The sequence below is a fragment of the Saccharopolyspora sp. NPDC049426 genome, assembly GCF_040676935.1.
Classification (GTDB): Bacteria; Actinomycetota; Actinomycetes; order Mycobacteriales; family Pseudonocardiaceae; genus Saccharopolyspora.
The window spans coordinates 64,415-89,224 of the sequence record NZ_JBFAPZ010000004.1; the positions used below are offsets into that span (position 1 = coordinate 64,415).

Below are 24,810 nucleotides of genomic sequence, written 5' to 3' on the forward strand. Positions count from 1 at the left end.
CACCGGCTCGGTGCGGTCACCCGGTTCGGACGGACCACCGGCTGAACACGATCAGCGCTGCCGCCAGGGCTGCGGTGGTGAAGAAGGCCGTGCCCTCGCCGAGCGCGAGGCACAGCAGGGACAGAGCCGCGGTCGTGAACCCCAGCATCCTGCGCGTGGTCCCCCAGTCGCGGAACCGGGTCCGGGGGTGGGTCAACTCGCCGGCCAGCGCGGGATCGTCGGTGCGCAGCTGCCGTTCCATCTCTCCGAGGATGCGGATTTCATGTCGGCGAAGCATGAGGTCCCTCCGGCGGTCGGCAGGTCTGTTGTGGCCACCATGGCGACTCCGCAGCCCTCGTGGGTAGGGCCGATAGACCCTCCGTCCGGAGCCCGGGACGGGAACAGGAGAGCGGCCTGGCCGAACCGCGGTGCGTTCGTGAAGAATCCCGGTGCTGCCTCGGACACGTCCGGGCTCTCGCTGACGTCTACTGATTGGGAAACGACCCATGCGGACTGTTCCGTTCGGAACGACCGGTGCTCATGTCCCCAACGTCATCTCCGGGATGATGCGGATCGCGGACAAGACCGATGAGCAGATCCGCGAGCTCTACACCACGGCCCGCGAGGCCGGGATCGACTTCTTCGACCACGCGGACCTCTACGGCTTCCGGCACCCGGGAGGCGGCACGCACCACTGCGAGCGGAGGTTCAACGAGGCGCTGGGGCTCTCGGCTGCGGAGCGCGAGCAGATCACGCTGCAGACCAAGGCGAGCATCGTGGACGACGAGTGGCACTACGACTCGTCGTACGAGCACATCGTGTCGTCCGTGGAGGAGTCGCTGCGGGCGCTGGGCACCGACCACGTCGACGTGCTGCTGCTGCACCGCCCAGACGCGCTGGTCGAGCCGGAGGAGGTGGCGCGGGCCTTCGACGAGCTGGAATCGGCCGGGAAGGTGCGGAGTTTCGGCGTCTCGAACTACACGCCGCGGCAGATCGACCTGCTGACGACTGCGGTGCGGCAGCCGATCGTGGCCAACCAGGTGCAGTTGTCGGTGACGCACTCGACGATCGTGGCGCAGGGCCTGGCCGCCAACATGGCCGTCGACGATGCGCTCACCCGCGACGGCGGTGGTCTGGTGGACTACTGCCGCATCAACGGGATCACCGTCCAGGCGTGGTCGCCGTTCCAGAAGGGCGCCCAGGGCGGAGTGTTCCTGGGGGACGAGGAGTTCCCGGAGCTCAACGCGCTGCTCGGCAAGCTCGCCGCCAAGTACGGCGTCACGCCCATCGCGATCGCCACGGCCTGGATCACCCGCCACCCGGCCGGAATGCAGGTGGTCCTCGGCACCACCACCCCGCAGCGCGTCACCGATGCCGCCGCGGGCTCGGAGATCCGGCTCACCCGGGGCGAGTGGTACGGGCTCCTCCAAGCAGCGGGCCACCGCGTGCCGTGAGGCGGGCACCCGCGGGAAGAACGCCACGATGCAGGACCCTGCGCTCGGCCGGGCAAGATCCGGCCTTGCTGCCGTGAACGTCGAGAAGTGCTGGCTGGAGAGGCGAACCGAGTTGCGAGCAGTGGGTGAACTCGCGCGCTGGACGTGGGTTGATCGGGTCGCGCGGGTGGTCACCGAGGTGTTGGCGCCGTCCGTGCTCGTGACGGTGCTGCCGTTGGTCGTGGCGTGGCAGGCGACCCGTGCTGTGGGTCCGGCGCTGGGATGGGGACTGCTGGTTGCGCTCACCAGCAGCGTGCTGCCGATGGCGGTGATCGTGTGGGGTGCGCGTTCGGGGCGGTGGGACGGGCACCACGTCCGTGACCGGAAGGGCAGGCTCGTGCCCTTCCTGACCCTGATCGTGCTGAGCAGCATCGGTTTGGCGCTGCTCATGGTTCTGGGCGCGCCGTGGATGCTGGTGGCGCTGGACGTCACGATGGTGGCCGCCTTGGTGATCACCGGCGCGATCACGATGTGGTGGAAGGTGTCCATGCACGCCGCCGTGGCCGCCGGTGCGACGGCGGTGCTGGTGGTCCTGCACGGCCCGGCGTGGTTGCTGTCATCGCTGGTCGTCGTCGTGATCTCGTGGTCGCGGGTTCGGCTTGGTGACCACACGGCGGCGCAGGTCGTGGGCGGTTCGGTGGTGGGTGTGGCCGTGGTCGGTGGACTGTTCGCGGTCTTGGCCTAGCTGTTGCGGGGCAGGACGTTGACGTCGCGCCCACCCGGCGTGAATGTATGCGAATCGCATATAGTTCAGGTATGGATTCAAGCCTTGAAGTAGCAATCAACGAGTGGCACGCCAGCGTCAACGCTGGCGACCTGCAGCGGTCGGCGGGAGCGGTCGGTGATCCAGTCGTCGTTCTGGGGCCGAAGGGCGCGGGCCCGATCACGCCTGCGCAGTTCGCTGAGTGGGTGGAGCGTTCCGGGATCAAGCTGACCCCGCGGTCCTGGCACCCGGTCAGCGAGCGTCTGATGGTGGTCGAGGAGGACGCCACCTGGCCCGAGAACACGAAGCCCACGCGGGTAGCGACGGTCTTCCGTGCCTCCGGCGGGAAGATCACGGCTGCGCTGAGGCTGCCCGACCTCAAGGCCGCGCTCGAGCTGGCCTACATCTGCCGCGAGATGGCAGCAACCGAATGACAGACCAAGGCCCGGGACAGGCCCTGTTCCACTTCGTCCGACACTGGGCGCGCCGACCCGTCGCAGCAGATGCCGGTGGCGAGCAGGGGCGACTCGTGCTGGTCTGCGAGGCAGTCCATGCGCTCAGTCAGCGCGGGGCCTCTGTAACCGTGAACGCGATCGCACACGAGATCGGGATCGACCAGAGCGGCGCGTCACGGTTGATCAAGAGCGCCACAGCAGCCGGCTACCTGGCCATGGCGGCGTCTCCGGCCGATGGTCGACGACGCGAAGCATCACTCACCCCCGCAGGCCGGTCCATGCTGGAACAGGCACATCGCTGGCAGGAGGAGATCTTCGTTCAGCTGACCACAGGCTGGAGCGACAAGAAACGCCACGACTTCCAGCAGGCGATGACCGACCTGATGGAGCGCTCCTACGCGATGGATGCATGAGCCACGCCAACGCCCCATTGAGCATCGAGGGACGCCGCCGGCTGGTCGAGCGCTGCTAAACGCGCCCCATCGCGCACGTGGCCGCCGAGATGGGCATCTCGCGTGCCTGCGCGTCGAAGTGGGTTAACCGGTGGCGGCGTCACGGCGACGCCGGACTGCTCGACCGCCCATCGAGCCCACACCGGAGCCCGAACGCGACACCAGCCTGGACCATCGAGAAGATCGGGTCCTGCCGGCGCGAGCACTAGTGGTCCGTCCAGCGCATCACCGATGAGCTCGCCGACCTCGGATTCACGATCAACCGCCGCGCCGTCACCCGCCACCTGAGCAGGCTCGGACCGGGCAGGCGAAAGTTCATCAACCCCGCGCCGCGTGCTCTGGCCGACGATCCGTGCGAAGTCACCAGATCGATAGCAGGCCCCGTTGTCGGTGACGACACGGTGGATGTGGGTGATGCCGTGGGCGAGGCGAAGATGCCCGCTCTTCCACGATCCACTACAACTACCACCGCCCGCACAGCGGAGCTGGTGGACGGCCGCCAGCATCCCGACTCCGGGACGGCGTCACCAACGTCCAGCCCTCATACACCTAGCGGGCTCGTCGGTCAGGCACTGCGCTGGCTGAAGTCTCGTCGTTCGAGGGCGAGGGCGACGAGGCCTCCTGCGAGCAGGCCCCAGAACGCTGAGTTGATGTTCAGGGGGTTCACGCCTGAGACGGTGACGAGGAAGGCCAGCAGGGCGCCGAGGGTGAAGTTCGTGCTGAACGCCGCGACGAAGGCGCCTTGCAGCGCGCGCAGCATGGCCAGACCTCCCAGCACGGCGATGAACGCCGGGGGTGTGGCCAGCATGAAGCTGACGAACGCCGGGGCGAACAGTCCGACGACGATCGCGCCGAGCCCGCACACGATGCCCGCCGTGTACTGGCGGGAGCGTTCGGTCGAGGCGACCAGGAGGGCGTTGGTCGGACCGGTCAGGCAGGTCGAGACCGCGCCGACCGCGGCGGCCGGCAACGACCACAGCCCGCACAGGACCGCCGCCACGTTCGTCGGCGGGTTGTGACCTGCTTGTTTGAGAACCGCTGTGCCCTGACCGTTCTGGACCACCAGGACCGTGATCGCCAGCGGCACGACCAGCTCGGTGATCGCCCGCCAAGAGAACTCCGGGGCCTGCAACACCGGCTGGGCGAGCCATCCCGCGCTGTCGAGGGCGAACCGGCCGGACGCGGCGACGGCGAGCGCACCGGCGGCCAGCGCGCCGAGGATCGGCGGCACCATCCGTCCCGCGCGGGGAAATGCGCTCAGCAGCGCGAAAACGGCGATCATGGGCAAGGCTACGCTCATGTCCGACCCGGTCGCGGTGACCAGGTCGAGCCCGAACCGCAGGAACACCCCGGCGACCATGGCCATCACGATCGGCATCGGCAACGCCGCCATGATCGTGCGCACCCAGCCGGTGAGACCGATCGCGAGGATCAGCAGCGCGGTCACGACGAACGCGCCCAGCACCTCCGGCCAGCTCAGGTGGTTCATCGACGCGCCGACCACCACGGTGCCCGGGATCGTCCAGAAGAACGCCAGCGGTTGCCGGTAGACCCAGGAGGCGATCGCGGTGAGGATGCCGTTGAGGAAGAACACCCCGAACACCCACGACGCCAGTTGCGCCGAGCTGAGACCGCCGTGGGCGCCCGCCGAGAGGATCACGGCGATCGGGCCGGTGGCCGAGAAGACGAGACCGACCACCCCGCCCGCGACCGACCCTCCGCTGAGGTCCCGCAGCACTTGGCGTGCTCCGGCGGGGGAGGGGCGTTCGAATCGTTCGCGGCAGACCGGCTTCTCCGTGTCGATGTCGTCGATCGTGCTCGTCACGAATCCCCCTCGGGCAGTGGAGATGCCGGGCGTCCACGAGGGACACCCGGCATCGGTGGAGTCCTGCTGAGCTGTTGAGGTGTGCGGCGGTGTTTCAGGCGTGGGACACAGCTCGCACCGCCGCGGGTTCCGCTACCCGCACCGCCGCGCACGGCGATGACTCGAGAGGAATCTCAGTCGGCGATCTTGTTCGGGTGCACCGCCAAGGGCGTGACCTCGATGTCCATGTACGGGAACAGCGGAAGGCCGGACAGCACCGCGTGCAGCTCGTCGTGGTCGGCGACGTCGACGATCGAGACGTTCGCGAACTCCCCGGCGATCCGCCACAGGTGCGGCCACCTGCCTTCGCGTTGTTGCTTCTGGCTGTACTCCTTCTCGCGCGCGATGAGGTCGGCGCGCACGTCCGGATCGAGGTCCGGCGGGAGGTTCACGTCCATGCGGATGTGGTAGAGCACGAATCTGTCTCCTGTGGACTGATCAGGCGGGGTCCAGGACGAAGCCGTACTCGATGGCCTCACCACCGGCGATGGGCTTCGGGGCGAGAATCAGCTCGGGCTTGACGGCCGAGGCGATGTCGTCGTCGTTGTGCTCGTCGCCGGGGAAGTACAGCTGCGCCGTGAGCAGCTCGTAACCCGGTGCCGACACCTTGACGTGCAGGTGCGCCGGGCGCCAGGCGTGCCACCCGGCGGCGGAGATGAGCTTGCCGCAGGCCCCGTCGGTGGGGATCTGGTAGGGAGCCGGGCGCACGGTGCGGATCTCGAAGTTGCCGTCGGCGTCGGTGGTGAACGACGCGCGCAGGTTCCACGCCGGGATGTTCGGCGCGAACTGCGAGTAGTAGCCGTCGGCGTCGGCGTGCCACAGCTCCACCTTCGCCCCCGACAGCGCGGAGCCGTCGGTGGAGGTGACCTTTCCGGTCCAGGTCAGCGGTGTGCCCGGCTCGTCGTCGCGCATCGGGACCGCCCCGCTGGCGCCCTGCTCGGGGGCGTCCGGGACGTAGTACGGGCCCTCGATGGTGCCCTTGTTGCCCTCGCGGTGTTCGGTGGCGACCTCTTCGACGACGTGCTCGACCCAGACGTCGAGGAACAGCGGCCACTCGCCGTCCTCACCGACGCTGATCAGCCATGCCTTGAGCGCGTTGTACTCGTCGTAGGTCACCTTGTGCTTGCGGATGGTCTCGTGCACGGCCTCCAGCACCTCGCGGGCGAGCAGGCTGACGCGCTCGGGTGGCGTGCCCTCCACGCCGACCAGCTTGTCGCTCTTGAACCGCTCGGTCGCGTTGGCGCCGGAAGCGGCGGCGGTGGCCGAGTCAGAAGCGGTGGTCATGGAATCCTCCTTGATTCGTGGTGGGTCAGGAGTCCTGGCGGTAGTGCCGGAGCTTGTCGGGATCGAGTTCGGCGCCGAGACCGGCGCCGGGCCGGACGGTGAGTTCACCGTCGCTGATGCGCAGCGGTTCGGCCAGCAGGTCGTCGCTCATGTCCAGGAAGTTGGACAGCTCGCCGGCCCGGTGGGAGGTCAGCGGGTAGGCCGCGCCGAAGGCGACGCTGCACAGGGAACCGAGCTGGCCGTCGATCTGGTTGCCCATCACGACCTCCAGCCCGAGCCCTTCGGCGAGGTGGTGGGTGCGCTGGGAGCCGGTGAACCCGGTCCGCGCGGTCTTGATGCTCACCGCGGTGGCCGAGCCGCCCAAAATCTCGCGGGTGACGTCCGCGGGGGAGACGGCGGATTCGTCGGCGATGAACGGCACGTCGAGCTGCTGCACCAGCCAGCGCCGCCCGAGGACGTCGTCGGCAGGGCACAGCTCCTCGGCGAAGAGCAGGTCGAGGTCGGCCATCTCCTTCATGGCGCGCGCGGACTCGGCGGCCGTCCAGCCCCGGTTGCCGTCGACGTAGAGCTCGACGGAGTCGCCGAGCCCTTCGCGCAGCGCGCGCACCACGGCGGTGTCCAGGAACACCGGGCGGCGGCCGACCTTGACCTTGAAGGTCGTGATTCCGTAGCTGTCGCGCATCTTCTCGGCCTCGGCGAGCATCGCGGCCGGCTCGTCGAAGCCGAGCATGTGCGAGACCCGCATGCGGTCGGTGAAGCCGCCGAGCATCTCGGTTACCGACACGTCGAGGCTGCGGCCGAGCGCGTCCCACATCGCCATGTCGATGGCCGACTTCGCGGTCGGGTTCCCCACGGTGCGGCCGAGCCGGGCGTGCGCGGTCTCGCGGTCCAGCAGGCTCAGGCCCGCCAGCTGCGGTGCGAAGATCGAGTCGATGACGGCGACGATCCCGGCCTGGGTCTCGCCGTAGGTGAACGGGCGGGGCGGCGCCTCCGCCACGCCGACGATCCCGTCGTCGGTGTGCACCCGCACCAGCACGTGCTCGGCGGCGTGCACCTCGCCGGAGGCGAAGCGCAGCGGCTTGCGGTACGGGATGGCGAACGGGATCGCTTCCACCTGGGTGATCTTCATGAACCGGCCTCTGCTGGTGGTCGTGCGGACGGGAAGACGTCCTCTAGTTCGGCGAGGACTGTGTTGACCAGGGGCGAACTGGTCTCGCGGTGCCAGGCCAGCGCCAGCTCGACGGTCGCCGCACCGGCGAGGTCCCGGAACACCACCCCGGCCAGCGGCAACGAGCGCGCCGAAGCCGGAACGACCCCGACGCCCAGACCACCCGCGACGAGCGCGAGCAGTGCGGCGGTGCCCGGGGCCTGGTGCTGCTGGTGCGGGGTGAACCCGGCGTCCCGGCAGCTGCGCAGCACTGCCGCGTGCACGACGGAGTTGCGCCCGTCGTAGGTCACCAGCGGTTCGGCCCGCAGGTCGGTCGTGGCCACCACGGGCTCGACGGCCAGCCGGTGGTCGGCGGGCACCGCCAGAACCAGCGGTTCGACCTCGATCACGCGGTAGTCGATGTCGTCACCGGTCACCGGCGGCCGGAGCACGCCGATGCCCAGCGAACCGTCGCGCAGCTGCTCGCACTGCTCGGCGGTGAGGAGTTCGGCGTGCACCTCCAGCTCGACCTGCGGAACGCGCTGGGCCAGCGCTCGGGCGAGGTGCGGCAGGTGGGAGAACGCGGCCGTGCCGGTGAACCCGACCCGGACCAGCCCGAGCTGTCCCTCGCCGATGCGCTGCACCCCGCGCACCCCGGATTCCACGGCGGAGAGCACCCGCTGGGCCTCGCCCAGGAAGAACTCGCCCGCCGGGGTCACCCGGACCTGCCTGGTCGTGCGGGCCAGCAGCGCGACGCCGAGCTCGTCCTCCAGCTGGCGGACGGTGTGCGACAGCGCGGGCTGGGCGATGTGCAGCTGCTCGGCGGCGCGGCCGAAGTGGCACGTCTCGGCGACGGTGACGAAGTAGCGCAGGTGGCGAAGCTCCACGGCGGGCCTCCTCCCTCGTCCTCGTCGCCGATTTTTCTCACGGTAGGCAACCCGCTCATCGAAGACAAAGACTTGGTTTCGCTCGATTGATAAACGGAATGGATGAATAACACCCTAAGTCAGGTCTGGGTATTTGCCTGGTGTGACCGGCACCACGAGGTGTCATGGTTCCCAGTCATGCCACGGCGTCCAGTTGTCGCCGCGAGGCCGATCAGAGTCGATCTGGGCCGTTGGAGGATCCATGACCGAGATGCTGAACCACGTGTCCGCCGTCGTCGCAGACGCTGTCGTGGAGGACCGCGAGGCCGGGGTGTACCGGGCCAACCGCCGGATCTTCACCGACGAGGAGATCTTCGAACTCGAGATGAAGCACATCTTCGAGGGGAACTGGATCTACCTCGCCCACGAGAGCCAGCTGCCGAACCCGGGTGACTACTTCACGACCTACATCGGCCGCCAGCCGGTCGTGATCACTCGCGACAAGGACGGCGAGCTGCACTGCCTGATCAACGCCTGCGCTCACCGCGGTGCGATGATCTGCCGCCGCAAGGCCGACAACCGGAGCACGCTGACGTGCCCGTTCCACGGCTGGACGTTCCGCAACGACGGCAAGCTGCTCAAGGTCAAGGACCCCGACGACGCCGGCTACCCGGACTCGTTCGACAACGGCGGCTCGCACGACATGACCAAGGTCGCCCGCTTCGACTCCTACCGCGGGTTCCTGTTCGGCAGCCTCAACCCGGACGTGGCGACGCTGAGCGAGCACCTGGGCGACACCACCAAGGTCATCGACATGCTCGTCGACCAGTCCCCGGACGGGCTGGAGGTGCTGCGCGGCGCGTCGACCTACACCTTCGACGGCAACTGGAAGGTGCAGGCCGAAAACGGCGCCGACGGCTACCACGTCACCGCCACGCACTGGAACTACGCGGCGACCACCGCCCGGCGCGGCACCGGCGAGTCCAAGAACAGCACCAAGACCCTCGACGCGGGCAGCTGGGGCAAGTCCGGTGGTGGCTACTGGTCCTACCCGAACGGCCACCTGTGCCTGTGGACGTGGGCGGGCAACCCGCAGGACCGTCCGCTGTGGGGCCGCATCGACGAGCTCAAGGAGGAGTTCGGCGAGGCCAAGGGCGAGTTCATGGTTCGCGGATCCCGCAACCTGTGCCTGTACCCCAACGTGTACCTGATGGACCAGTTCTCCACGCAGATCAGGCACTTCCGGCCCATCGCGCCGGACAAGACCGAGGTCACGATCTACTGCATCGCCCCCAAGGGCGAGAGCGCCGAGGCGCGGGCGTGGCGGATCCGCCAGTACGAGGACTTCTTCAACGCCTCCGGCATGGCCACCCCGGACGACCTGGAGGAGTTCCGCTCCTGCCAGCTCACCTTCCGGGCCACCGCCGCGCCGTGGAACGACATGAGCCGCGGTGCCGAGCACTGGCTCACCGGTCCCGACGAGGTCGCCGAAGCCCTCGACATGAAGGGCGTGATCTCGGCGGGCCAGAAGAACGAGGACGAGGGCCTCTACCCGGTTCAGCACGGCTACTGGCAGCAGACCATGCAGGCCGCCATCGCCGCCGAACGCGCCGCCGAATCCCAGTGACCCCCTCTGCGCCAGGAGAGTTCCCGATGACCGTCCACGCTGACGCCCCCGCCACCACCGGAAAGCTGATCACCCAGCAGGACATCGAGCAGTTCCTCTACCGCGAAGCCCGCTACCTCGACGACCGCGAGTTCGAGAAGTGGCTGGAGTGCTACGCCGACGACGTCGTCTACTGGATGCCCTCGTGGGGCGACGACGACCTGCTCACCGAGGATCCGCAGACCGACATCTCGCTGATCTACTACCCGAACAAGGGCGGCCTGGAGGACCGGGTGTTCCGCATCCGCACCGAGCGCTCCAGCGCCACCTCAATCCCGGAACCGCGAACCAGCCACAACATCAGCAACGTCGAGCTGATCGAGCGCCGCGGCGACCTCGTGGACGTGCGCTTCAACTGGCACACCATGTACTTCCGGTACAAGACCGTGGACCCCTACTACGGGACCTCGTTCTACACCATCGACTTCTCCGGCCCGGCGCCGCTGATCCGCCGGAAGACCGTGGTGCTCAAGAACGACTACATCCACCACGTCGTCGACGTGTACCACATCTGAGCGAGGCGGCCATGACTCACCAAGTCGCGCTGTCCTTCGAGGACGGTGTCACCCGGTTCATCACGTGCGCTCCCGACCAGACCGTGGCCGACGCGTCCTACCGGCAGCGCATCAACATCCCGCTGGACTGCCGGGACGGTGCCTGCGGCACGTGCAAGGCGTTCTGCGAGTCCGGTGAGTACGACGGCGGGACCTACATCGACGACGCGCTGACCTCCGACGAGGCCGAGCGCGGCTACGTGCTGCCGTGCAGCATGTCCCCGAAGTCCGACCTGGTGCTGCGCATCGCCAGCACCTCGGCCGTGGCCAAGACGCAGGCGGCGACCTACCCGGCGACGCTCACCGCGCTCGAACGGCTCTCGCCGACCACGGTGTCGGTCACGCTGAAGACGCCGGACCGCGACAAGCTGGCGTTCCTGCCCGGCCAGTACGTCAACATCGCGGTGCCCGGCACCGATCAGACGCGGTCGTACTCCTTCAGCAGCGCGCCCGACGAGGACCACCTGAGCTTCCTGGTCAAGATCACTCCGGGCGGGGTGATGTCGGAATACCTCACCGAGCGCGCGAAGCCCGGCGACGAGTTGTCGTTCACGGGTCCGCACGGCAGCTTCTTCCTGCGCGAGACCGACCGCCCGGTGCTGCTGCTGGCCGGTGGGACCGGGCTCGCACCGATCCTGTCGATCCTGCGCAAGATGCGGGCGTGCGGATCCAAGCGCCCCGCGCACCTGATCTACGGCGTGACGACCGACGACGACCTCGTCGAGACCGACGCGGTGGAGGAGCTCGCGGCCGACATCGAGAACCTCACCTGGGACTACTGCGTCGCCGACCCCGACAGCGCAGCGCCCAACAAGGGCTACGTCACCAAGCTGATCCGGGACGAGCACCTGCACGGCGGCGACGTCGCGGTCTACCTGTGCGGACCGCCGCCGATGGTGGAGGCGGTGCGCAAGCACTTCGCCGACGACGGGTTCGAGCCGACCGGCTTCTACTACGAGAAGTTCGCCCTCGCCGCCACCGGGAGCCAGGAACCGCCGCCCGAGGCCGCTCCGGAACCCCAGCCCGAACCCGAACCGTCCGCCGAGGTCGAACCCGAACCCGAACCCGAACCCGAGCTCGTGCTGGACGAGAACCCCGGTGGGAGCCGGGAGGTCGCCGGGCAGAACCTCTTCCCGGACGTCGCGATCGCACCTCTGCACGCCGGATCCGAGCGGTCGGCCGAGGAGGACGCGGTCACCGCGAGCCTCATCGCCGGGCAGCGGATCTGGCAGGGCACCGGTCGCGGTAGCCGTGCCCTCGATTCCGGTGCAGCCCTGATCGAGAACGCCGAGGCGCGATCCATCGCCGGTCAGGAGGTGCTGCCGCCGCGGTCCGATCTGGAACCGCTGACCGCACCCGCGCCCGGCGGGTACGAGATCGGCGAGGAGCACCCGTCGGTGCACGAGTCGGACGCGGTGTTCGAGGCGCGCCAGGCGCTGGAACTGGGCGCGCTCGAACTCACCATCGGCAGGCTCACCTCGCAGCAGCTCGCCGGTTACCGGCTGCTCGCCGAGTCCGCTGTGCCCTACGTCGACGGCGACAGGTTCGTCGACGCCGCCGAGTACACCGAGACCAACGCGGCCTTCCACGACTACCTGTTCACCCTCACCGGCAACGAGCACCTCCTGCAGGCCTACCGCGCGCTCGGCGTGAAGGGCCACATGGAGACGACGCTGCGCAACGCCACCTGGTGCCACCCGCGGTGCACGCAGGACCACCTCGACATCGTCAGCGCCTTCGAGGCGGGCGATCGCACGACCGCTCGCCGGCTGATCGCCGAGCACGCGGACCGTTCGAAGGTCACCACGCGGCGGGCCATGGCCGACGCCGAGTCGGCGAAGCGGCCGCGGTTCATCACCCCGGGACGCTTCGCGGGCAAGGTCGTCGTCGTGACCGGCTCGGCCCAGGGCATAGGGGAGTGGACCGCCCGCCGGGTCGCCGCCGAGGGCGGCGATCTCGTGCTCGCCGACCGGTCGGAGCTGGTCGAGGGCCTGGCCGAGGAGCTGTCGGGCGTGCCCGTGGTCGCCGACCTGGAGACCTGGGAGGGCGCGCAGGCGGTGGTGGACGAGGCGATCGCCCGCCACGGCCGCGTCGACGTGCTGATCAACAACGTCGGGGGCGCGATCTGGTTCAAGCCCTTCACCGAGTTCACCCCGGAGCAGATCGAGGCCGAGCTGCGCCGGTCGCTGCTGACGACGCTGTTCACCTGCCGGGCCGTGCTGCCCTCGATGAGCGAGCGCGGCAGCGGTGTGATCGTCAACGTCTCGTCCGCGGCCACGCGTGGCGTGCACCGCATCCCTTACTCGGCGGCCAAGGGCGGGATCAACGCGGTCACCGCGTCGCTGGCCCTGGAGTGCGCCGACTCGGGAATCCGCGTGGTCGCCACGGCTCCCGGCGGGACGGAGGCGCCGCCTCGGCGGATCTCGCGCGGAGGGTCCGCGCTGGAGACGGACGAGGAACGCGCCTGGTTCCAGGCCCACATCGACCAGACCGTGAGCACCTCGCTGATGAAGCGCTACGGCACGCTGGACGAGCAGGCTGCGGCGATCGCCTTCCTCGCCTCCGACGAGGCGTCCTACATCACCGGCAGCGTCCTGCCGGTCGCAGGCGGCGACCTCGGTTGACGCCGGTCGGGACGGGGGCGAGAAGAGCCCCCGTCCCCTCCCCCCACGTGCGGCCGCGCGCCGCCGGTTCGGCCTGGTCAGGCCGCTTTCTCCCTCCGAACGAATCGAGAGTTCCTCATGTCCGAAACCGACTCAACGATGCGTCGGCGCCAACGAACCGTCTCCTGGGTCGTGGCCCTGTCCACCATCGTGCTCGTGTTCGACGGGTACGACCTCGTCGTCTACGGCACCATCCTGCCCACCCTGCTCAAGGACCCGACCCAGCTCGGGGCGATCACACCCGGCCAGGCGGGCACCCTCGGCAGCTACGCGCTCATCGGAGTGCTCGTGGGCGCGCTGGTCGCCGGCGCCCTCGGTGACCTGATCGGCCGTCGCCGGATCATGCTGATCAACCTCGCCTGGTTCTCCATCGGGATGGGCGCGACCGCGCTCACCCAGAGCGTCGCCGCCTTCGGCGTCGGACGGTTCTTCACCGGTATCGGTGTCGGTGCGCTGGTGGCGACGGTCGGTCCGCTGGTGGCGGAGTTCGCCGACCCCGGGCGGCGGAACCGGCTCAACGCCATCGTCTACAGCGGGGTGCCCGCCGGTGGCGTGCTGGCCGGTCTGCTCGCCCTGGTGCTCGACGACGTGGTCGGCTGGCGCGGTCTTTTCTGGATCGGGGCGCTGCCGATCGTGCTCGTGCTCCCGCTGGCGGTGATGAAGCTGCCGGAATCACCGAAGTGGCTCGCCTCGCGCGGCAAGGTCGAGCAGGCGAAGGCGCTCGCCGAGCGCACCGGGATCGAGCTGCGCGCCGAGCCGGTGGCACCGGCGGGCACCACCCGCGCCGGATTCCCCGCGCTGGCGTCGAAGGATCTCGCGTGGCCGACGGCGCTCCTGGGCTTGATGAGCTTCGCAGGTCTGCTGCTGACTTACGGGCTCAACACCTGGCTGCCGCAGATCATGGCCAACAACGGCTACGACAAGACGTACTCGCTGGCGTTCCTGCTCGTGCTGAACCTCGGCGCCATCGTGGGCGGCCTGTTCGCCTCGCTGTGGGCCGACCGGGCCGGGGCCAAGCGCGTGGTCGCCACGACGTTCGTCCTCGCGGCGGGCACCCTCGCGCTGCTCCCGCTGAAACTGCCCCTGATCGTGCTGCTGCTCGCCGTCGCGGTGGCCGGGATCGGCACGATCGGAACGCAGGTGCTCATCTACGGCCTGGTGTCGAACTACTACCCGACCAGGGCGCGCGCGGCCGGTGTCGCGTGGTGCGCGGGCTTCGGCAGGATCGGCGGCATCGTCGGTCCCGTCGTCGGCGGCCTACTCGTCGGAGCGGGCCTCGGCGGCACCACGGCGTTCTACCTCTTCGCCGCCGTCGCCGCGGGTGCGGCGGTGGTGACCTTGCTGGTGCCCCGCTCGCGCGACGAGCAGGAGGCGGAACGGCCGCTGGCCGCAGCGGCGGCCGGCAGCCCGAAGCCGGTCTAGGCTGTTCCGCTCGGGGTCCCGGCCGCGTGACTCGACCATCGCCGACATGATGAGTCACCGTGGACCCACCGGCGGCCTCGGGCCTGGGACCAACGACGAGGTGGACGTGACACGACCAGCGCAGCCGCTGATCGGGCGGGCCGAGCTCGTGGCCGGTCTGGAGCAGACGCTCCAGACCGGCCAGAGCCGTTTCGTGCTGCTCAGCGGGCCGCCCGGTATCGGCAGCTCGACGCTCGCCGAACACCTCGCCCGCCGTCACGACGGCCCGGTCCTGCGCGCCACCGCGGCGGAGTGGGAGGCGGAGCAGCCCGGTTCGCTGCTGGCCCAGCTCGTCCCCGGCCTGCCGACGGCGAACCCGCTCGCGGCGGCGGCCGAACTCGTCGCGCGGCTCGCACCGCGCACGGCGCTGGTGATCCACGACGCGCAGTTCGGCGACCTCGACTCGCTGCGCACCCTCGCCTCGGCCCAGCGCCACCACCCGGAGGCCGCGCTGCGGGTGGTGGCGACCTCCACCACCGGAGATCGGCGGGCCTCGGCGGAGGTCCTGGACTTGCTGCCGCGCATCGCGACCGACGTGCCGCGCATCCCGCCGCTGGACGCCGCGCAGATGAGCGAGCTGGCTGCCGCGCGGGGAGTCGCGCTGCACCCGTCGATGGCCGAACGCCTGCGGCGGCACACCCTCGGCAGGCCGCGACCGGCCGTGCAGCTGCTCACCGAGCTTCCCCGCGCGACCTGGTCGCAGTTCGAGCCCACCCTGCCCGCGCCCGCCTCCGTCCAGGCCCTCGTGCGCGAGAGCCTGGAGACGTGCACGCCGGGCGCACGCGGGTTCGCCGAGGCCACCGCCGTGCTCGGGACCGACGCCCCGGTCCGCAACGTCATGTCCCTGGCGGAGCTCGACGGCGAACCGCTGCCGCTGCTGGACGAAGCCACGGCCGCCGGGCTCGTGGCGCTGGCCCCGCGCGGACTCACCTACGTCAGCCCGCCCGACCCGATGGTGCGCGCCGCTGTGCTCACCGCTGTCGGACCGGCGAGTCGCGCCGCGCTGCAACGCCGAGCGGCCGAGCTGGTCGACGACCCGGTCCGGTCCCTGCGTCTGCTGGTCGCGGCCAGTCCCGTGCCGGACGCCGAGGTGGCGGGTCGGCTCGAAGCGCTGGCCGGTGAGCGCGCGGCCGAAGGAGCCTGGGGGACCGCCGCCACCCTGCTCAGCGACGCGAGTCGGCTCACCGACGATCCGCAGCACCAGCAGGCGCTGATCACCCGCGCGGTCGACGCGCTCATCGGCGCGGGGGACGTCTTTCGCGCCACGGCCTTGATCCCCGAGGTCGAGAGCATCCGCGAAACTCCGCTGCGGGACGCCGTTCTCGGCTACCTCGCCATGGTCCGGGGCCGCGCGGCCGAAGCGGGCAGCAGGTTCCGGCGAGCCTGGGACATCGTCAACACCGACCGCGAACCCGAGACCGCAGCGCTGATCTGCCAGCGCTACGTGCTGGACGCGCTGTGCCGCTACGACGGTCGCGACCTGGTCCTGTGGGCGGATCGGGCCATCGAGCTGGCGGGACCGAACACGCCGGCCGCGGTCGAAGCCGAGGCCATCCGCGGCATCGGCCTGGCCGCGACCGGCAGCGTGACGCAGGGCCAGCGCCACTACGACGAGCTCACCGCTCGGTTGCGCCATGGCGCGCAGTGGCAGCGGGCCACGATGGCCCGCGGCTGGATCAACCTGATCGCCGACCGGGTCGACGACGCCCGGGTCGACTTCGAGAGCTCCATCCCCACCGCCTACCTCGGCGGGTCCGCCCGGATCTCGTTGTGGGCCCGCGCCTGGCTCGCCAGGGTCCAGTTCCTCACCGGCGAGTGGAACGAGGCAATGGCCACCGCGCGCGAAGCGATGGACATGCAGGAGCGCACCGGAATCCTGGTGACCGGCCCGCTGCTGCTGTGGACGGCTGCGGCGGTGCACGCGCTGCGCGGCGAGTTCGCCGAGACCGAGGAGGTGCTGCTGCGGAGCGCGACCGGCGCGGGTGACTACCAGATCATGCGCGTCCCCAGCCAGCTCGCCCGAGCGCACGTGGCCGAGGCCCGCGCCGACTCCGACGGCGTGCTGCGCGCGCTGTACCCGCTGACCAGACCGTCACCGAGCGCCAGCACCGACGAACCCGGTCACTGGCCCTGGCAGGACATGTACGCCCACGCCCTGGTCCTGCTCGGCCGCCTCGACGAGGCCGACGAGTTCCTGGTCCCGCACGAGAAGCTGGCCGTCAAGCGCGGCCACACCTCGATGCGGGCTCGTCTCACCGCCGCCCGCGGCCGCCTGCACGGCGCGCGCGGCGACGTCGCGGCGGCATCGGCATCGTTTGACGAGGCGCTGGAGCTGATCAGCGCGCTGCCGCTGCGCTACGACCAGGCCCGCATCAACTTCAGCTACGGCCAGACGTTGCGCCGCCTCCGCCGCCGCGCCCGCGCCGACGTCGAGCTCAGCGCCGCCCGGGACGGCTTCGCGGCCATGGGCGCCACGACCTACGTCGAGCGCTGCGACCGCGAGCTCAAAGCCGGTGGCGTGCACCGGACCAGGCCGGAACCGACCGCGGACGCCCTGACCCCGCAGGAGGAATCGGTCACGCGGCTGGTCGCCCGCGGACTGTCCAACAAGGAGGTCGCGGCGGAGCTGTTCCTGTCCAGCAAGACCGTGCAGTACCACCTGACCCGCGTCTACGCGAAGCTCGGCATCCGCTCCCGCGCGGAACTCGCCGCCCGCAACAACCCCGGCCTGCCGCAACAGGATTGACGCGGCTACTTGATCAGCTCCAGGACCTCGCGGAAGGCGGGGTTGTCGCTGTCGTGCAGCCATTCGAAGAGCACCATCTCGGTGGTGACGACGTCGGCGCCGTGGGCGCGCATCCGGTCCAGCGCGCGCTCGCGGTGGGACTCGACGCGGCTGCCGACGGCGTCGGCGACCACCGCGACGTCCCGGCCCCGTTCCAGCAGCGCCAAGACGGTCTGCAGCACGCAGACGTGCGTCTCGCACCCGGTCACGACGACGGTGCCGGGTCCGGGGTCGAACCCGGCGGCGAAGGACGTCTTCGGCTGAGCCGGCCGCGGCAGCAGCTCGGCGATCTCACCGACGGTCGTGCCCAGTCCTGCGGGGTTCTGCTCGCTGGCCCGCACGTCGACGCCCAGCCGCGTCGCAGCGCGGATCAGCCGCGCGTTGTTCTCGAGCACGGCAGAACGGCCCGCGATGGCCGGCATGAGGCGTTCCTGCAGGTCCACGACCAGCAGGACCGAGGAGTTGGCGTGCAGCAGCGGCATGGCACCAGCCTAGGCACGACACCCCGAGACGGCTTCCCGGAGACGCGGGGTCAACTGGTGCGCACGGTGCCGAGCTGGGTGCGGTGGAGGTTGGACTCGGTGAACCGCTGGGAGACCGAGCGGATGATGTCGGTCATGGCCGAGGCGCCCGGCGTCGGTGGCCTGTTCGCGTTGCGGGCCAGCAGGATTCGCCGGGTCGGGGCGGGCACGTCGTCGGCGAAGTGCACCAGCCGCACGTCGTGGCGGCGGTTGGTCAGCGCCAGGCGCGGTGCGATCGCGATTCCCAAACCTGCCGCCACCATCGCCTGCGCTTCCTGGTAGTCGTGGGATTCGTAGGAGATCTTCGGGTCGAAACCGGCGAGCCGGCAGCTGCGCCGCAGCACCTCGGCGACCGGGTGGTTGTCGGCGCGGATGATCCACTCTTGGCTCGCCAGGTCGGCCAGGCTGATGCGCGGCTCCTCCAGCAGCTCGGAGTTGGCGGGCACGACGAGGACGGTCGGGTCGTCGAGGAGGTGCTCGACGTGCAGCGCCTGCTCGTCGGTGCGGTGCCACTCGTAGTCCCACAGCAGCGCCAGCTCGACCTCGCCGGTGTCGAGGAGATCGAGCAGCTCGGCGAACAGCGCCGAGCGCACCGCGGTCCGCATCCCCGGGTGCTTGCGTGAGAACCGGGTCAGCGCCAGGGGCAGCAGCGAGGCGCTGGCCGTCGGGAACGACCCCAGGCGCAGCGTGCCCCGGTCGAGCTGCGCCAGAGACTCCAGATCCGCTTGTGCGCCGCGGAGTTCGCGGCGGATGGCGCGGCCGCGCTCGGCCAGGGCGTGCCCGGCATCGGTGAGCCGGACGCCGCGTGGCAAGCGGTGCAGCAGCGGCTGTCCGACCTCCGCTTCCAGCCGGGACATCTGCTGCGAAGCGGCGGACGGGGTGATGGCCAGCGCGTCGGCGGCGGCGGTGAGCGAACCGAGTTCGGCGGCCTCCACCAGCAGCAACACCCTGCGGACGTCGAGCAACGAGCCTCCCAAGAACCTTTAGCACTGCTTAAGCCAACGTAAGAATATGAACATTGTACTGAAGTCGCTGGTTTTGTCAGGGTGAGCGCCAACGATTCGGAGCGAGGAAGAAGGTTGGCGTGCACGTTCCGGCAACGCTGGTTCGCGGTGGCACCAGCAAGTGTTGGCTGTTCGACGAAGCCGAGCTGCCCACGTCGGTGAGCGACATCGAGGCGTTGTTGGTCAACGCCTACGGCGCCGCTGATCCCGTTCAGCTCGACGGCATCGGCGGTGCCACCCCGACCACGTCGAAAGCCGCGGTCGTGCGGCCCTCCGGCGCGCCCGGAGTGCACGTGGACTACCTGTTCGCGCAGGTCGGCATCGGGGTCGGGCGCGTCGAGTGGGGCAGCAACTGCGGCAACTGCGCGACGGCGATCGCGCTGTGGTCGGTGGCCCGGGGCCTGGTCCCGGTCAGCGGTGACCGCACCCGCGTGGTCATGCGCAACACCAACACCGACGCGGTCCTCGAAGCGGAAGTGGACACGCCGCGCGGGCAGGTGTCCGAGTTCGGCACCCAGACCGTTCCGGGCACCCGCGCCGGGGGAGTGGCGGTGGGGCTGACGTTCCTCAACCCGGCCGGTGGCACCACCGGCGCGCTGCTTCCCGCGGGCGACGTGGTCGAGGAGTGGGAGATCGGCGGGCTGCGGGCCCGGGTCACGATGATCGACGCCGGCGCGCCGATGATCCTGCTGGACGCCGAAGGCCTCACCGGCGCCGAAAGCCTCCGCGAGATGGACGACCTCGTGGAACCGCTGCGGCGGTTCCGGCACCGCGCGGCCGAGCGGATGGGTCTGACCTCACCCGGCGCGGCCGTCAACGACGCGGTGCCGAAGGTCGGCGTCGTCGGGCCGCCGTGCCCCTACCGGACTCAGCTGGGCGACGCGGTCTCCGTTGCCGAGCACGACGTGTCGGTGCGGATGCTGTCGATGAACGCCCCGCACCCGGCCATCGGGCTCACCTCGGCGGTCGGCGTCGCGGTCGCCAACCTGCTCGACGGCTCCGTCGTCCGCTCGGCGTCCAGCGCCCCCGGCGCGACCGAGCTCCGAATCGCGACTGCAGCCGGTGTCATCGCCGTCACCAGCGGTGATCTCACCACGTCGGGGCCGCTGCGGGTCACCGTCCGCCGCGCCGCCCGCATCCTCTGCGCGGCCGACATCGTGGTTCCCGAGTCGATTCCCGCCTAGCATTCCGCCTGATTCCCACCTCAAGGACAAAGATGTCTGCTGAAATGATCTCCATCGGCGCGCTCGGCGTGATGTTCGTCGTCGCGTCCCTGTTACCGATCAACATCGGAATCCTGGCCTTCATCGGCGCGTTCGTCGTGGGCACCTCCTCGCTCGGGCTCACCGAGGACGAGATCTTCGAGGGGTTCCCCGTCTCGTTGTTCGTCACGATCGTCGGTGTCACCTACCTGTTCTCCGTGGCGCAGCGCAACGGCACGATCGACCTGCTGGTGCGGGTCGGGATCAGGCTCGTGCGCGGCAAGGCCGCGCTGGTGCCGTGGGTGCTGTTCGGCGTCGCGGCGGTGCTCACCGCCTTCGGCACCTTCACCCCGGCCGCGGTGGCGCTGCTGGTTCCGATCGGCATGAACTTCGCCTACCGCTACGGCATCAGCCAGCTGATGGTCGGCATGATGGTCATCAGCGGCGCCCACGCCGGGGCCTTCTCGCCGATCGCGGTCTCGGGTGCGCTCGTGCTGGGCATGGTCGGCACCACCCCGCTCGCGGTGTCCCCGCTGGCGTTGTTCCTCGCCAGCTTCGGGTTCAACGTGCTGCTGTCGGTGCTGACCTTCCTGCTCCTGCGCCGCAAGACCCCGGAGGCCTCTCCCGAATCCGTCGCGGAGGACGCGGAGTCCGCGACCGAGCCGAAGGTGACGTGGCGGCAGGGGCTCACGCTGGTCGCGCTCGCGGCGCTGGTGGTGGGTGCGCTGGTGTTCCACCTGGAGATCGGGTTCCTGGCCCTGGCCGCGGGAGCGGTGCTGGCTCTGGTGGACATGAAGAACCAGTCCAAGGCGGTCGAGGGGATCAGCTGGTCGACCATCCTGCTGGTCGCGGGCATGGTGACCTACGTGGAGATCCTGGAGAAGGCGGGCACGATCGAGACGATCTCGCACGGTGCCGCGGGAATGGGAGCTCCGCTGTTCGTCGCGCTGCTGCTGTGCCTGGTCGTGGCGGTGGTGTCGGCGTTCGCCTCGTCGACGGCGATCCTCACTGCGATCATCCCGATCGCCGTACCGCTACTGCTGGCCAGCCACCTCAGCGCGGTCGGAGTCGTCGCGGCGCTGGCGATCTCGACGACGATCGTGGACACCTCGCCGTTCTCCACCAACGGCGCGCTCGTGCTCAGCAACGCCCGAGGCGTCGACCGGGAGCGGTTCTACAAGCAGATCATCGGCTACACCGCGGGAATCGTGGGCATCGGCCCGATCCTGGCCTGGAGCTTCCTGGTCGTGCCCGCCTCCCTCTGATCGGAAGCGCCGCCGGCTCGGGACTCCCGAGCCGGCGGCGCTGTCACGCCGGGAGGTCCCGCGTCGGCAGCACCCAGGTACGCACGTGCCGGACGAGGCTCACGAGGCGTTCGGTGGTGGCGTGGGTGGGATCGACGAGGCGGCGTTGCAGCAGTTCGCGGCCGGAGGCGTGCACCATCCTGGCGGTGTACTCGGGGTCGGGCATGCGCGGGAAGGCGCGTGCGAGCTCCTGCTGGAGGAACTGCAGGACTAGCTCCTCGGATTCGGCGAGCCGCTGGTGCAGCCGCGGGGGAGCGCCCTGCGGCGGGAACAGGAACAGCCGCCAGGTCGCGGGATGCTCGTCGACCGCGTTGAGCACGCCGTAGAAGGTGCTCACGAGCCGGTCGTCCTCCGGGGATCCGGTCAGCTGCGACGTGGCTCTCGCGAACTGGATCCCCGCTCGCTCGGATTCGCGGTCGACGAGCGCGACGAACAGGCCCGCGAGGTCGCCGAAGAGCTGGTAGAGCACCGGGCGGGTGATGCCCGCAGCCTCGGCGATGCGGTTGGGCGTCGCGGCGTGGAACCCCTCCGCGTCGACGATGTCGTGCGTGACGTCGAGGATCTGCTCGCGGCGGTCGGCCGCGCTCATCCGCCTGCGCGCGCTGGGGGATCCGCTCACCCTTGACACTCTAACTGACAACCTGTCAGTGTTCAGTGGCAGGTTGAAAGTTGAGGTGTCGCAATGGCGCTCCACCATCCTGAACTCGCCGAGCGCGTCCGCGAGCAACGCCGACGGCTGCCCCATCTCTACGGCTCGATCGACTTCGACCGCACTCCGCACCGGTTCACGACCGACCCGCAGGTGAGGTCCGACCTGCCCGCCTGGGTCGCCGATCGCGATTCCGTCCTCGCCGACCGGCGGGTCGTCGAGCTGATCCGCACGACCACCATGCTCGGCGACGTGGTGGCCGACCCCTACGCGGCTCTGGCGAAGCAGTACGGCGCCAAAGGTCTGATCGACATGCTGCGGGAGGCGTGCCGCTCGGGCGTCGATTCCGTCGCCGACGCCCCCGACGAGCTGCGCGCGTTCATCGAATCGATGGAAGCGACGCCGGATTGGCTCGACGTGGAGCTGGTCGAGGAGGGTGCGCGGCAGCTGCGCATCGGTGCGGCGTTCCTGTCGCCCTACATCACCCGCGGTGCGTTCCTCGCGACCTTCATCAACACCTACGCCGCCCTCCCGATGGCGCTGACCGGTGCGCTCACCGGGCGCCGGGCCTCCCGCCGGGTCAACGAGACCGCGAACTTCTTCGCGGTGACGACGTTGCCGGGAGCCCTGGACCGCTACGGAGAAGGCTTCCAGGCCGCCGCCATGGTGCGGCTGATGCATTCGATGGTGCGCTGCAACGCGCTCACCAGCCCCGAGGGCTGGGACCCGGAGGTTTACGGGGTGCCGGTGCCGCAGGTGGACCAGATGCCGGCCGGAATGTTCAACATGTACCTGGCGGCGGTGCTCGCCAAGAGCGCCGGCCGTGACGAGTTCTCCCCGCGCGAGCGCGCGATGCTGGAGTTCAGCCGGTACCGGTGCTTCCTGCTCGGCCTGCCCGAAGAACTCCTGCCCACCACGGCGGCCGGGATCATCGATGTCTTCCACGCGCGGGCGGCGACGCTGCGCCGCGGTTTCGACGACGCGACTTGCGGGCAGCTGGTCCGCTCCACCATGGCCGCCGACCTCCGGCAGGGGAACTCGCTGCTGGACCAGGCCGCCGAAACCGTGGAGCGCAGCTGGAGCAGGGCCTTCTTCCTGGGGATCTGCGGCGGCGACCTCAAGCGGGCCGAAGCCATGAGCGTCCAGTTCGGGCCGGTCGACGCCGCGTGCGTGGCCGCCACCGCGCCGTTCGTGCTCGGCCGTTTCGTGGCGATGTCGGTGGTCGCCGGACAACCCTTCCTGCGGAAGCTGACCGACTGCTACACCACCCGCGTGGTCAAGCAGCGCCTCGCCGAGTACGGAAACCCCGAGTACACCACCGATGCCGCCACGTACCCCCGCAGAGCGACCAGAAGTGCCACCTGACCCGCTCCCGATCACCGAAGTCGTGAGAGGGCAACCCTGATGTTCGGCGAGATCGAGGAATGCGCGACGATGGCCTGGTTTCCATCGTGGACGGCGGACGAGGTGACTCGTTCGCACCACGTTGGTAACGTGTTGGGAAATGCCCGCCGTGCAGTCATTGTCGTGAATCCTGGTCAGCGCGAGCCCACGTAGGGTGACTCCTCGGCCGAGCGGATCGCGTTGGAACGTGGTCACATTCGCCCCGGCTGACGCAGAAACAACTCCATTCCCACCTGTCTCAGCGGGTGCTTCCGACCAGTGCCCGAGGGTGACACTTGGATCTTCACTCTAACGGATGACGAATTTCCGGGTATTTAGTCCCGGTCAGGCGTGGAGTGATGCACTCTACGTAAGAAAGCCTGGCGATCTTTGGGTGTGTTGCGGAGACTTTCGGCCATGGAGCAAGCCCCCACACACACTCCGTACACACCCGCTCAGTACCAGCGGGCGCGCAACGACTACCCCTTCAGCTATGACCCGTGGGGTTCGACCGGGCCCGCGGAGACCAACACCGAAGCTGTTGATCCGTCGCTCGACGAGGCTCCCCGGCCGTCGTCGATGCAGAGGCTAAGCGAGCGGTTCAAGCAGATGCCCCGCCCCCGAATTCCCGAGCACGTCGGTCTGAAGCGTTCGCCCAAGCGTCACGGCGTGACCGCCGTGGTGGTGGCCGCGGCGCTGCTGAGCAGCGGAGCCACCGCCGTCGCGACCTACGGATTCGCCTCGTACGCTTCGCAGCCCGCCGCATCCCCGCAGGCGACCGCGGCTGCGGTGCAGCCCAGTGTCGTGTCCCTCGACCTCGCCGGCCCGCAGGGCAAGAGCACCGGTAGCGGTGTCGTCGTGGACGAGGGCGGGCGCATCCTGACCAACAACCACGTCGTGGCCAAGGCGGCGAGCGGCGCAGCGCTGACGGTGACGTTCAACGACGGCAAGAAGGCACCCGCCCGGGTGCTGCAGCAGGATCCCCGCGCCGATCTCGCGGTCGTCCAGGCCGACGGGGTGCAGGGCCTCACGCCCGCGAAGCTCGCCTACGGGTCGGAGCCCGAGGTCGGTCAGCAGGTCATCGCCATCGGTTCACCACTGGGCCTGCCCGGCACGGTCACCAGCGGGATCGTCAGCGCGCTGCACCGCACCGTCCCGACCGGGAAGGGCACCGGACTCGGCAACGCGATTCAGACCGATGCTGCGATCAACCACGGGAACTCCGGCGGACCGCTGGTCAACATGGACGGTGAGGTCGTCGGTATCAACACCGCCGTCGCCGGTACCAAGCAGGGCGACGAGGCGGCCGGGCTCGGGTTCACCGTGCCGATCGACCAGGCTCGCGGGTTGATCGAGCAGCCGGCCCGGTAGGAGG

22 protein-coding genes and 2 pseudogenes are annotated in these 24,810 nt (G+C 69.8%); 15 read left to right on the top strand and 9 right to left on the bottom strand.

The window, feature by feature from the left end:
• Positions 1-16: 16 nt before the first annotated feature.
• A complete protein-coding gene (locus AB0J78_RS09235; RefSeq protein ID WP_363788212.1) occupies positions 17-487 on the bottom strand; it encodes a DUF3040 domain-containing protein in 471 nt (156 codons plus the stop codon).
• Between AB0J78_RS09235 and AB0J78_RS09240 the strand changes: the two genes are divergently transcribed.
• From AB0J78_RS09240 to AB0J78_RS09265, 6 genes and pseudogenes are all read left to right on the top strand, one after another.
• Positions 486-1,433, top strand: a complete 948-nt coding sequence (locus tag AB0J78_RS09240; protein WP_363788213.1) for an aldo/keto reductase — start codon at positions 486-488, stop codon at positions 1,431-1,433. The two genes, AB0J78_RS09235 and AB0J78_RS09240, sit on opposite strands and share 2 nt — an antisense overlap.
• Before the next feature lie 121 nt (positions 1,434-1,554).
• Positions 1,555-2,157: a hypothetical protein gene (locus AB0J78_RS09245; RefSeq protein ID WP_363788881.1), complete on the top strand. Its 603-nt coding sequence runs from the start codon at positions 1,555-1,557 to the stop codon at positions 2,155-2,157.
• Positions 2,158-2,228: 71 nt separating this feature from the next.
• On the top strand, positions 2,229-2,609 hold the full coding sequence (locus tag AB0J78_RS09250; RefSeq protein ID WP_363788215.1) for a hypothetical protein: 381 nt from the start codon (positions 2,229-2,231) through the stop codon (positions 2,607-2,609).
• Complete coding sequence (locus AB0J78_RS09255; protein WP_363788216.1) at positions 2,606-3,043, top strand: MarR family winged helix-turn-helix transcriptional regulator; 438 nt, start codon at positions 2,606-2,608, stop codon at positions 3,041-3,043. The genes AB0J78_RS09250 and AB0J78_RS09255 overlap by 4 nt, the downstream gene beginning before the upstream one ends.
• Positions 3,040-3,411: pseudogene (locus AB0J78_RS09260) on the top strand (leucine zipper domain-containing protein); the annotation flags it as partial. The gene AB0J78_RS09255 and the pseudogene AB0J78_RS09260, both read left to right, overlap by 4 nt.
• Before the next feature lie 122 nt (positions 3,412-3,533).
• A pseudogene (locus AB0J78_RS09265) lies at positions 3,534-3,635 on the top strand (IS481 family transposase); the annotation flags it as partial.
• A gap of 12 nt (positions 3,636-3,647) precedes the next feature.
• Here AB0J78_RS09265 and AB0J78_RS09270 read toward each other — a convergent pair.
• The 5 genes from AB0J78_RS09270 to AB0J78_RS09290 all read right to left on the bottom strand — a co-directional run bounded on the left by AB0J78_RS09270 (position 3,648) and on the right by AB0J78_RS09290 (position 8,264).
• Positions 3,648-4,907, bottom strand: a complete 1,260-nt coding sequence (locus tag AB0J78_RS09270) for a benzoate/H(+) symporter BenE family transporter (RefSeq protein WP_363788217.1) — start codon at positions 4,905-4,907, stop codon at positions 3,648-3,650.
• Between the two features lie 173 nt (positions 4,908-5,080).
• Complete coding sequence (gene catC, locus AB0J78_RS09275; protein WP_363788218.1) at positions 5,081-5,362, bottom strand: muconolactone Delta-isomerase; 282 nt, start codon at positions 5,360-5,362, stop codon at positions 5,081-5,083.
• A gap of 22 nt (positions 5,363-5,384) precedes the next feature.
• Positions 5,385-6,230 (bottom strand): catechol 1,2-dioxygenase, encoded by an 846-nt coding sequence (catA, locus tag AB0J78_RS09280; protein ID WP_363788219.1) that lies wholly within the window; start codon positions 6,228-6,230, stop codon positions 5,385-5,387.
• 25 nt (positions 6,231-6,255) lie between these two features.
• Positions 6,256-7,359, bottom strand: coding sequence for an enolase C-terminal domain-like protein (locus tag AB0J78_RS09285; protein ID WP_363788220.1), 1,104 nt, complete (start codon positions 7,357-7,359; stop codon positions 6,256-6,258).
• Complete coding sequence (locus AB0J78_RS09290) at positions 7,356-8,264, bottom strand: LysR substrate-binding domain-containing protein (RefSeq protein ID WP_363788221.1); 909 nt, start codon at positions 8,262-8,264, stop codon at positions 7,356-7,358. The genes AB0J78_RS09285 and AB0J78_RS09290 overlap by 4 nt, the downstream gene beginning before the upstream one ends.
• Positions 8,265-8,505: 241 nt before the next feature.
• On the opposite strand from AB0J78_RS09290, the gene benA reads away from it, so the two are divergent.
• From benA to AB0J78_RS09315, 5 genes are all read left to right on the top strand, one after another.
• Positions 8,506-9,870, top strand: coding sequence for a benzoate 1,2-dioxygenase large subunit (benA, locus tag AB0J78_RS09295; protein ID WP_363788222.1), 1,365 nt, complete (start codon positions 8,506-8,508; stop codon positions 9,868-9,870).
• Positions 9,871-9,896: 26 nt separating this feature from the next.
• A complete protein-coding gene (benB, locus tag AB0J78_RS09300; protein WP_363788223.1) occupies positions 9,897-10,424 on the top strand; it encodes a benzoate 1,2-dioxygenase small subunit in 528 nt (175 codons plus the stop codon).
• Positions 10,425-10,435: 11 nt separating this feature from the next.
• Positions 10,436-13,087, top strand: a complete 2,652-nt coding sequence (benC, locus tag AB0J78_RS09305) for a benzoate 1,2-dioxygenase electron transfer component BenC (protein ID WP_363788224.1) — start codon at positions 10,436-10,438, stop codon at positions 13,085-13,087.
• Positions 13,088-13,204: 117 nt separating this feature from the next.
• Positions 13,205-14,548, top strand: coding sequence for an MFS transporter (locus AB0J78_RS09310; RefSeq protein ID WP_363788225.1), 1,344 nt, complete (start codon positions 13,205-13,207; stop codon positions 14,546-14,548).
• Positions 14,549-14,654: 106 nt separating this feature from the next.
• Complete coding sequence (locus AB0J78_RS09315) at positions 14,655-17,333, top strand: LuxR family transcriptional regulator (RefSeq protein WP_363788226.1); 2,679 nt, start codon at positions 14,655-14,657, stop codon at positions 17,331-17,333.
• A gap of 5 nt (positions 17,334-17,338) precedes the next feature.
• Here the strand turns inward: AB0J78_RS09315 and AB0J78_RS09320 are convergent, their stop codons facing one another.
• Both AB0J78_RS09320 and AB0J78_RS09325 read right to left on the bottom strand, forming a co-directional pair.
• Positions 17,339-17,854: an isochorismatase family protein gene (locus AB0J78_RS09320; RefSeq protein ID WP_363788227.1), complete on the bottom strand. Its 516-nt coding sequence runs from the start codon at positions 17,852-17,854 to the stop codon at positions 17,339-17,341.
• Positions 17,855-17,904: 50 nt separating this feature from the next.
• A complete protein-coding gene (locus tag AB0J78_RS09325; RefSeq protein WP_363788228.1) occupies positions 17,905-18,858 on the bottom strand; it encodes a LysR family transcriptional regulator in 954 nt (317 codons plus the stop codon).
• A 119-nt stretch (positions 18,859-18,977) separates the two neighbouring features.
• Here AB0J78_RS09325 and AB0J78_RS09330 point away from each other — a divergent pair, with 119 nt between their 5' ends.
• Both AB0J78_RS09330 and AB0J78_RS09335 read left to right on the top strand, forming a co-directional pair.
• A complete protein-coding gene (locus AB0J78_RS09330) occupies positions 18,978-20,081 on the top strand; it encodes a PrpF domain-containing protein (protein WP_363788229.1) in 1,104 nt (367 codons plus the stop codon).
• A 32-nt stretch (positions 20,082-20,113) separates the two neighbouring features.
• On the top strand, positions 20,114-21,364 hold the full coding sequence (locus tag AB0J78_RS09335) for an SLC13 family permease (RefSeq protein WP_363788230.1): 1,251 nt from the start codon (positions 20,114-20,116) through the stop codon (positions 21,362-21,364).
• Positions 21,365-21,407: 43 nt separating this feature from the next.
• On the opposite strand, the gene AB0J78_RS09340 is transcribed toward AB0J78_RS09335, so the two are convergent.
• On the bottom strand, positions 21,408-22,022 hold the full coding sequence (locus AB0J78_RS09340) for a TetR/AcrR family transcriptional regulator (RefSeq protein WP_363788231.1): 615 nt from the start codon (positions 22,020-22,022) through the stop codon (positions 21,408-21,410).
• Between the two features lie 63 nt (positions 22,023-22,085).
• On the opposite strand from AB0J78_RS09340, the gene AB0J78_RS09345 reads away from it, so the two are divergent.
• On the top strand, positions 22,086-23,417 hold the full coding sequence (locus AB0J78_RS09345) for an oxygenase MpaB family protein (protein WP_363788232.1): 1,332 nt from the start codon (positions 22,086-22,088) through the stop codon (positions 23,415-23,417).
• Positions 23,418-23,852: 435 nt separating this feature from the next.
• Positions 23,853-24,806, top strand: coding sequence for a trypsin-like peptidase domain-containing protein (locus AB0J78_RS09350; RefSeq protein WP_363788233.1), 954 nt, complete (start codon positions 23,853-23,855; stop codon positions 24,804-24,806).
• Positions 24,807-24,810 lie beyond the last annotated feature (4 nt).

Coding starts and splice junctions, on each gene's coding strand:
- AB0J78_RS09240 (WP_363788213.1), top strand. CDS start 486: ATGCGGACTGTTCCGTTCGGAACGACCGGTGCTCATGTCCCCAACGTC.
- AB0J78_RS09235 (WP_363788212.1), bottom strand. CDS start 487: ATGGGTCGTTTCCCAATCAGTAGACGTCAGCGAGAGCCCGGACGTGTC.
- AB0J78_RS09250 (WP_363788215.1), top strand. CDS start 2,229: ATGGATTCAAGCCTTGAAGTAGCAATCAACGAGTGGCACGCCAGCGTC.
- AB0J78_RS09255 (WP_363788216.1), top strand. CDS start 2,606: ATGACAGACCAAGGCCCGGGACAGGCCCTGTTCCACTTCGTCCGACAC.
- catA (WP_363788219.1), bottom strand. CDS start 6,230: ATGACCACCGCTTCTGACTCGGCCACCGCCGCCGCTTCCGGCGCCAAC.
- AB0J78_RS09285 (WP_363788220.1), bottom strand. CDS start 7,359: ATGAAGATCACCCAGGTGGAAGCGATCCCGTTCGCCATCCCGTACCGC.
- benA (WP_363788222.1), top strand. CDS start 8,506: ATGACCGAGATGCTGAACCACGTGTCCGCCGTCGTCGCAGACGCTGTC.
- benB (WP_363788223.1), top strand. CDS start 9,897: ATGACCGTCCACGCTGACGCCCCCGCCACCACCGGAAAGCTGATCACC.
- benC (WP_363788224.1), top strand. CDS start 10,436: ATGACTCACCAAGTCGCGCTGTCCTTCGAGGACGGTGTCACCCGGTTC.
- AB0J78_RS09310 (WP_363788225.1), top strand. CDS start 13,205: ATGTCCGAAACCGACTCAACGATGCGTCGGCGCCAACGAACCGTCTCC.
- AB0J78_RS09320 (WP_363788227.1), bottom strand. CDS start 17,854: ATGCCGCTGCTGCACGCCAACTCCTCGGTCCTGCTGGTCGTGGACCTG.
- AB0J78_RS09335 (WP_363788230.1), top strand. CDS start 20,114: ATGTCTGCTGAAATGATCTCCATCGGCGCGCTCGGCGTGATGTTCGTC.
- AB0J78_RS09345 (WP_363788232.1), top strand. CDS start 22,086: ATGGCGCTCCACCATCCTGAACTCGCCGAGCGCGTCCGCGAGCAACGC.
- AB0J78_RS09350 (WP_363788233.1), top strand. CDS start 23,853: ATGGAGCAAGCCCCCACACACACTCCGTACACACCCGCTCAGTACCAG.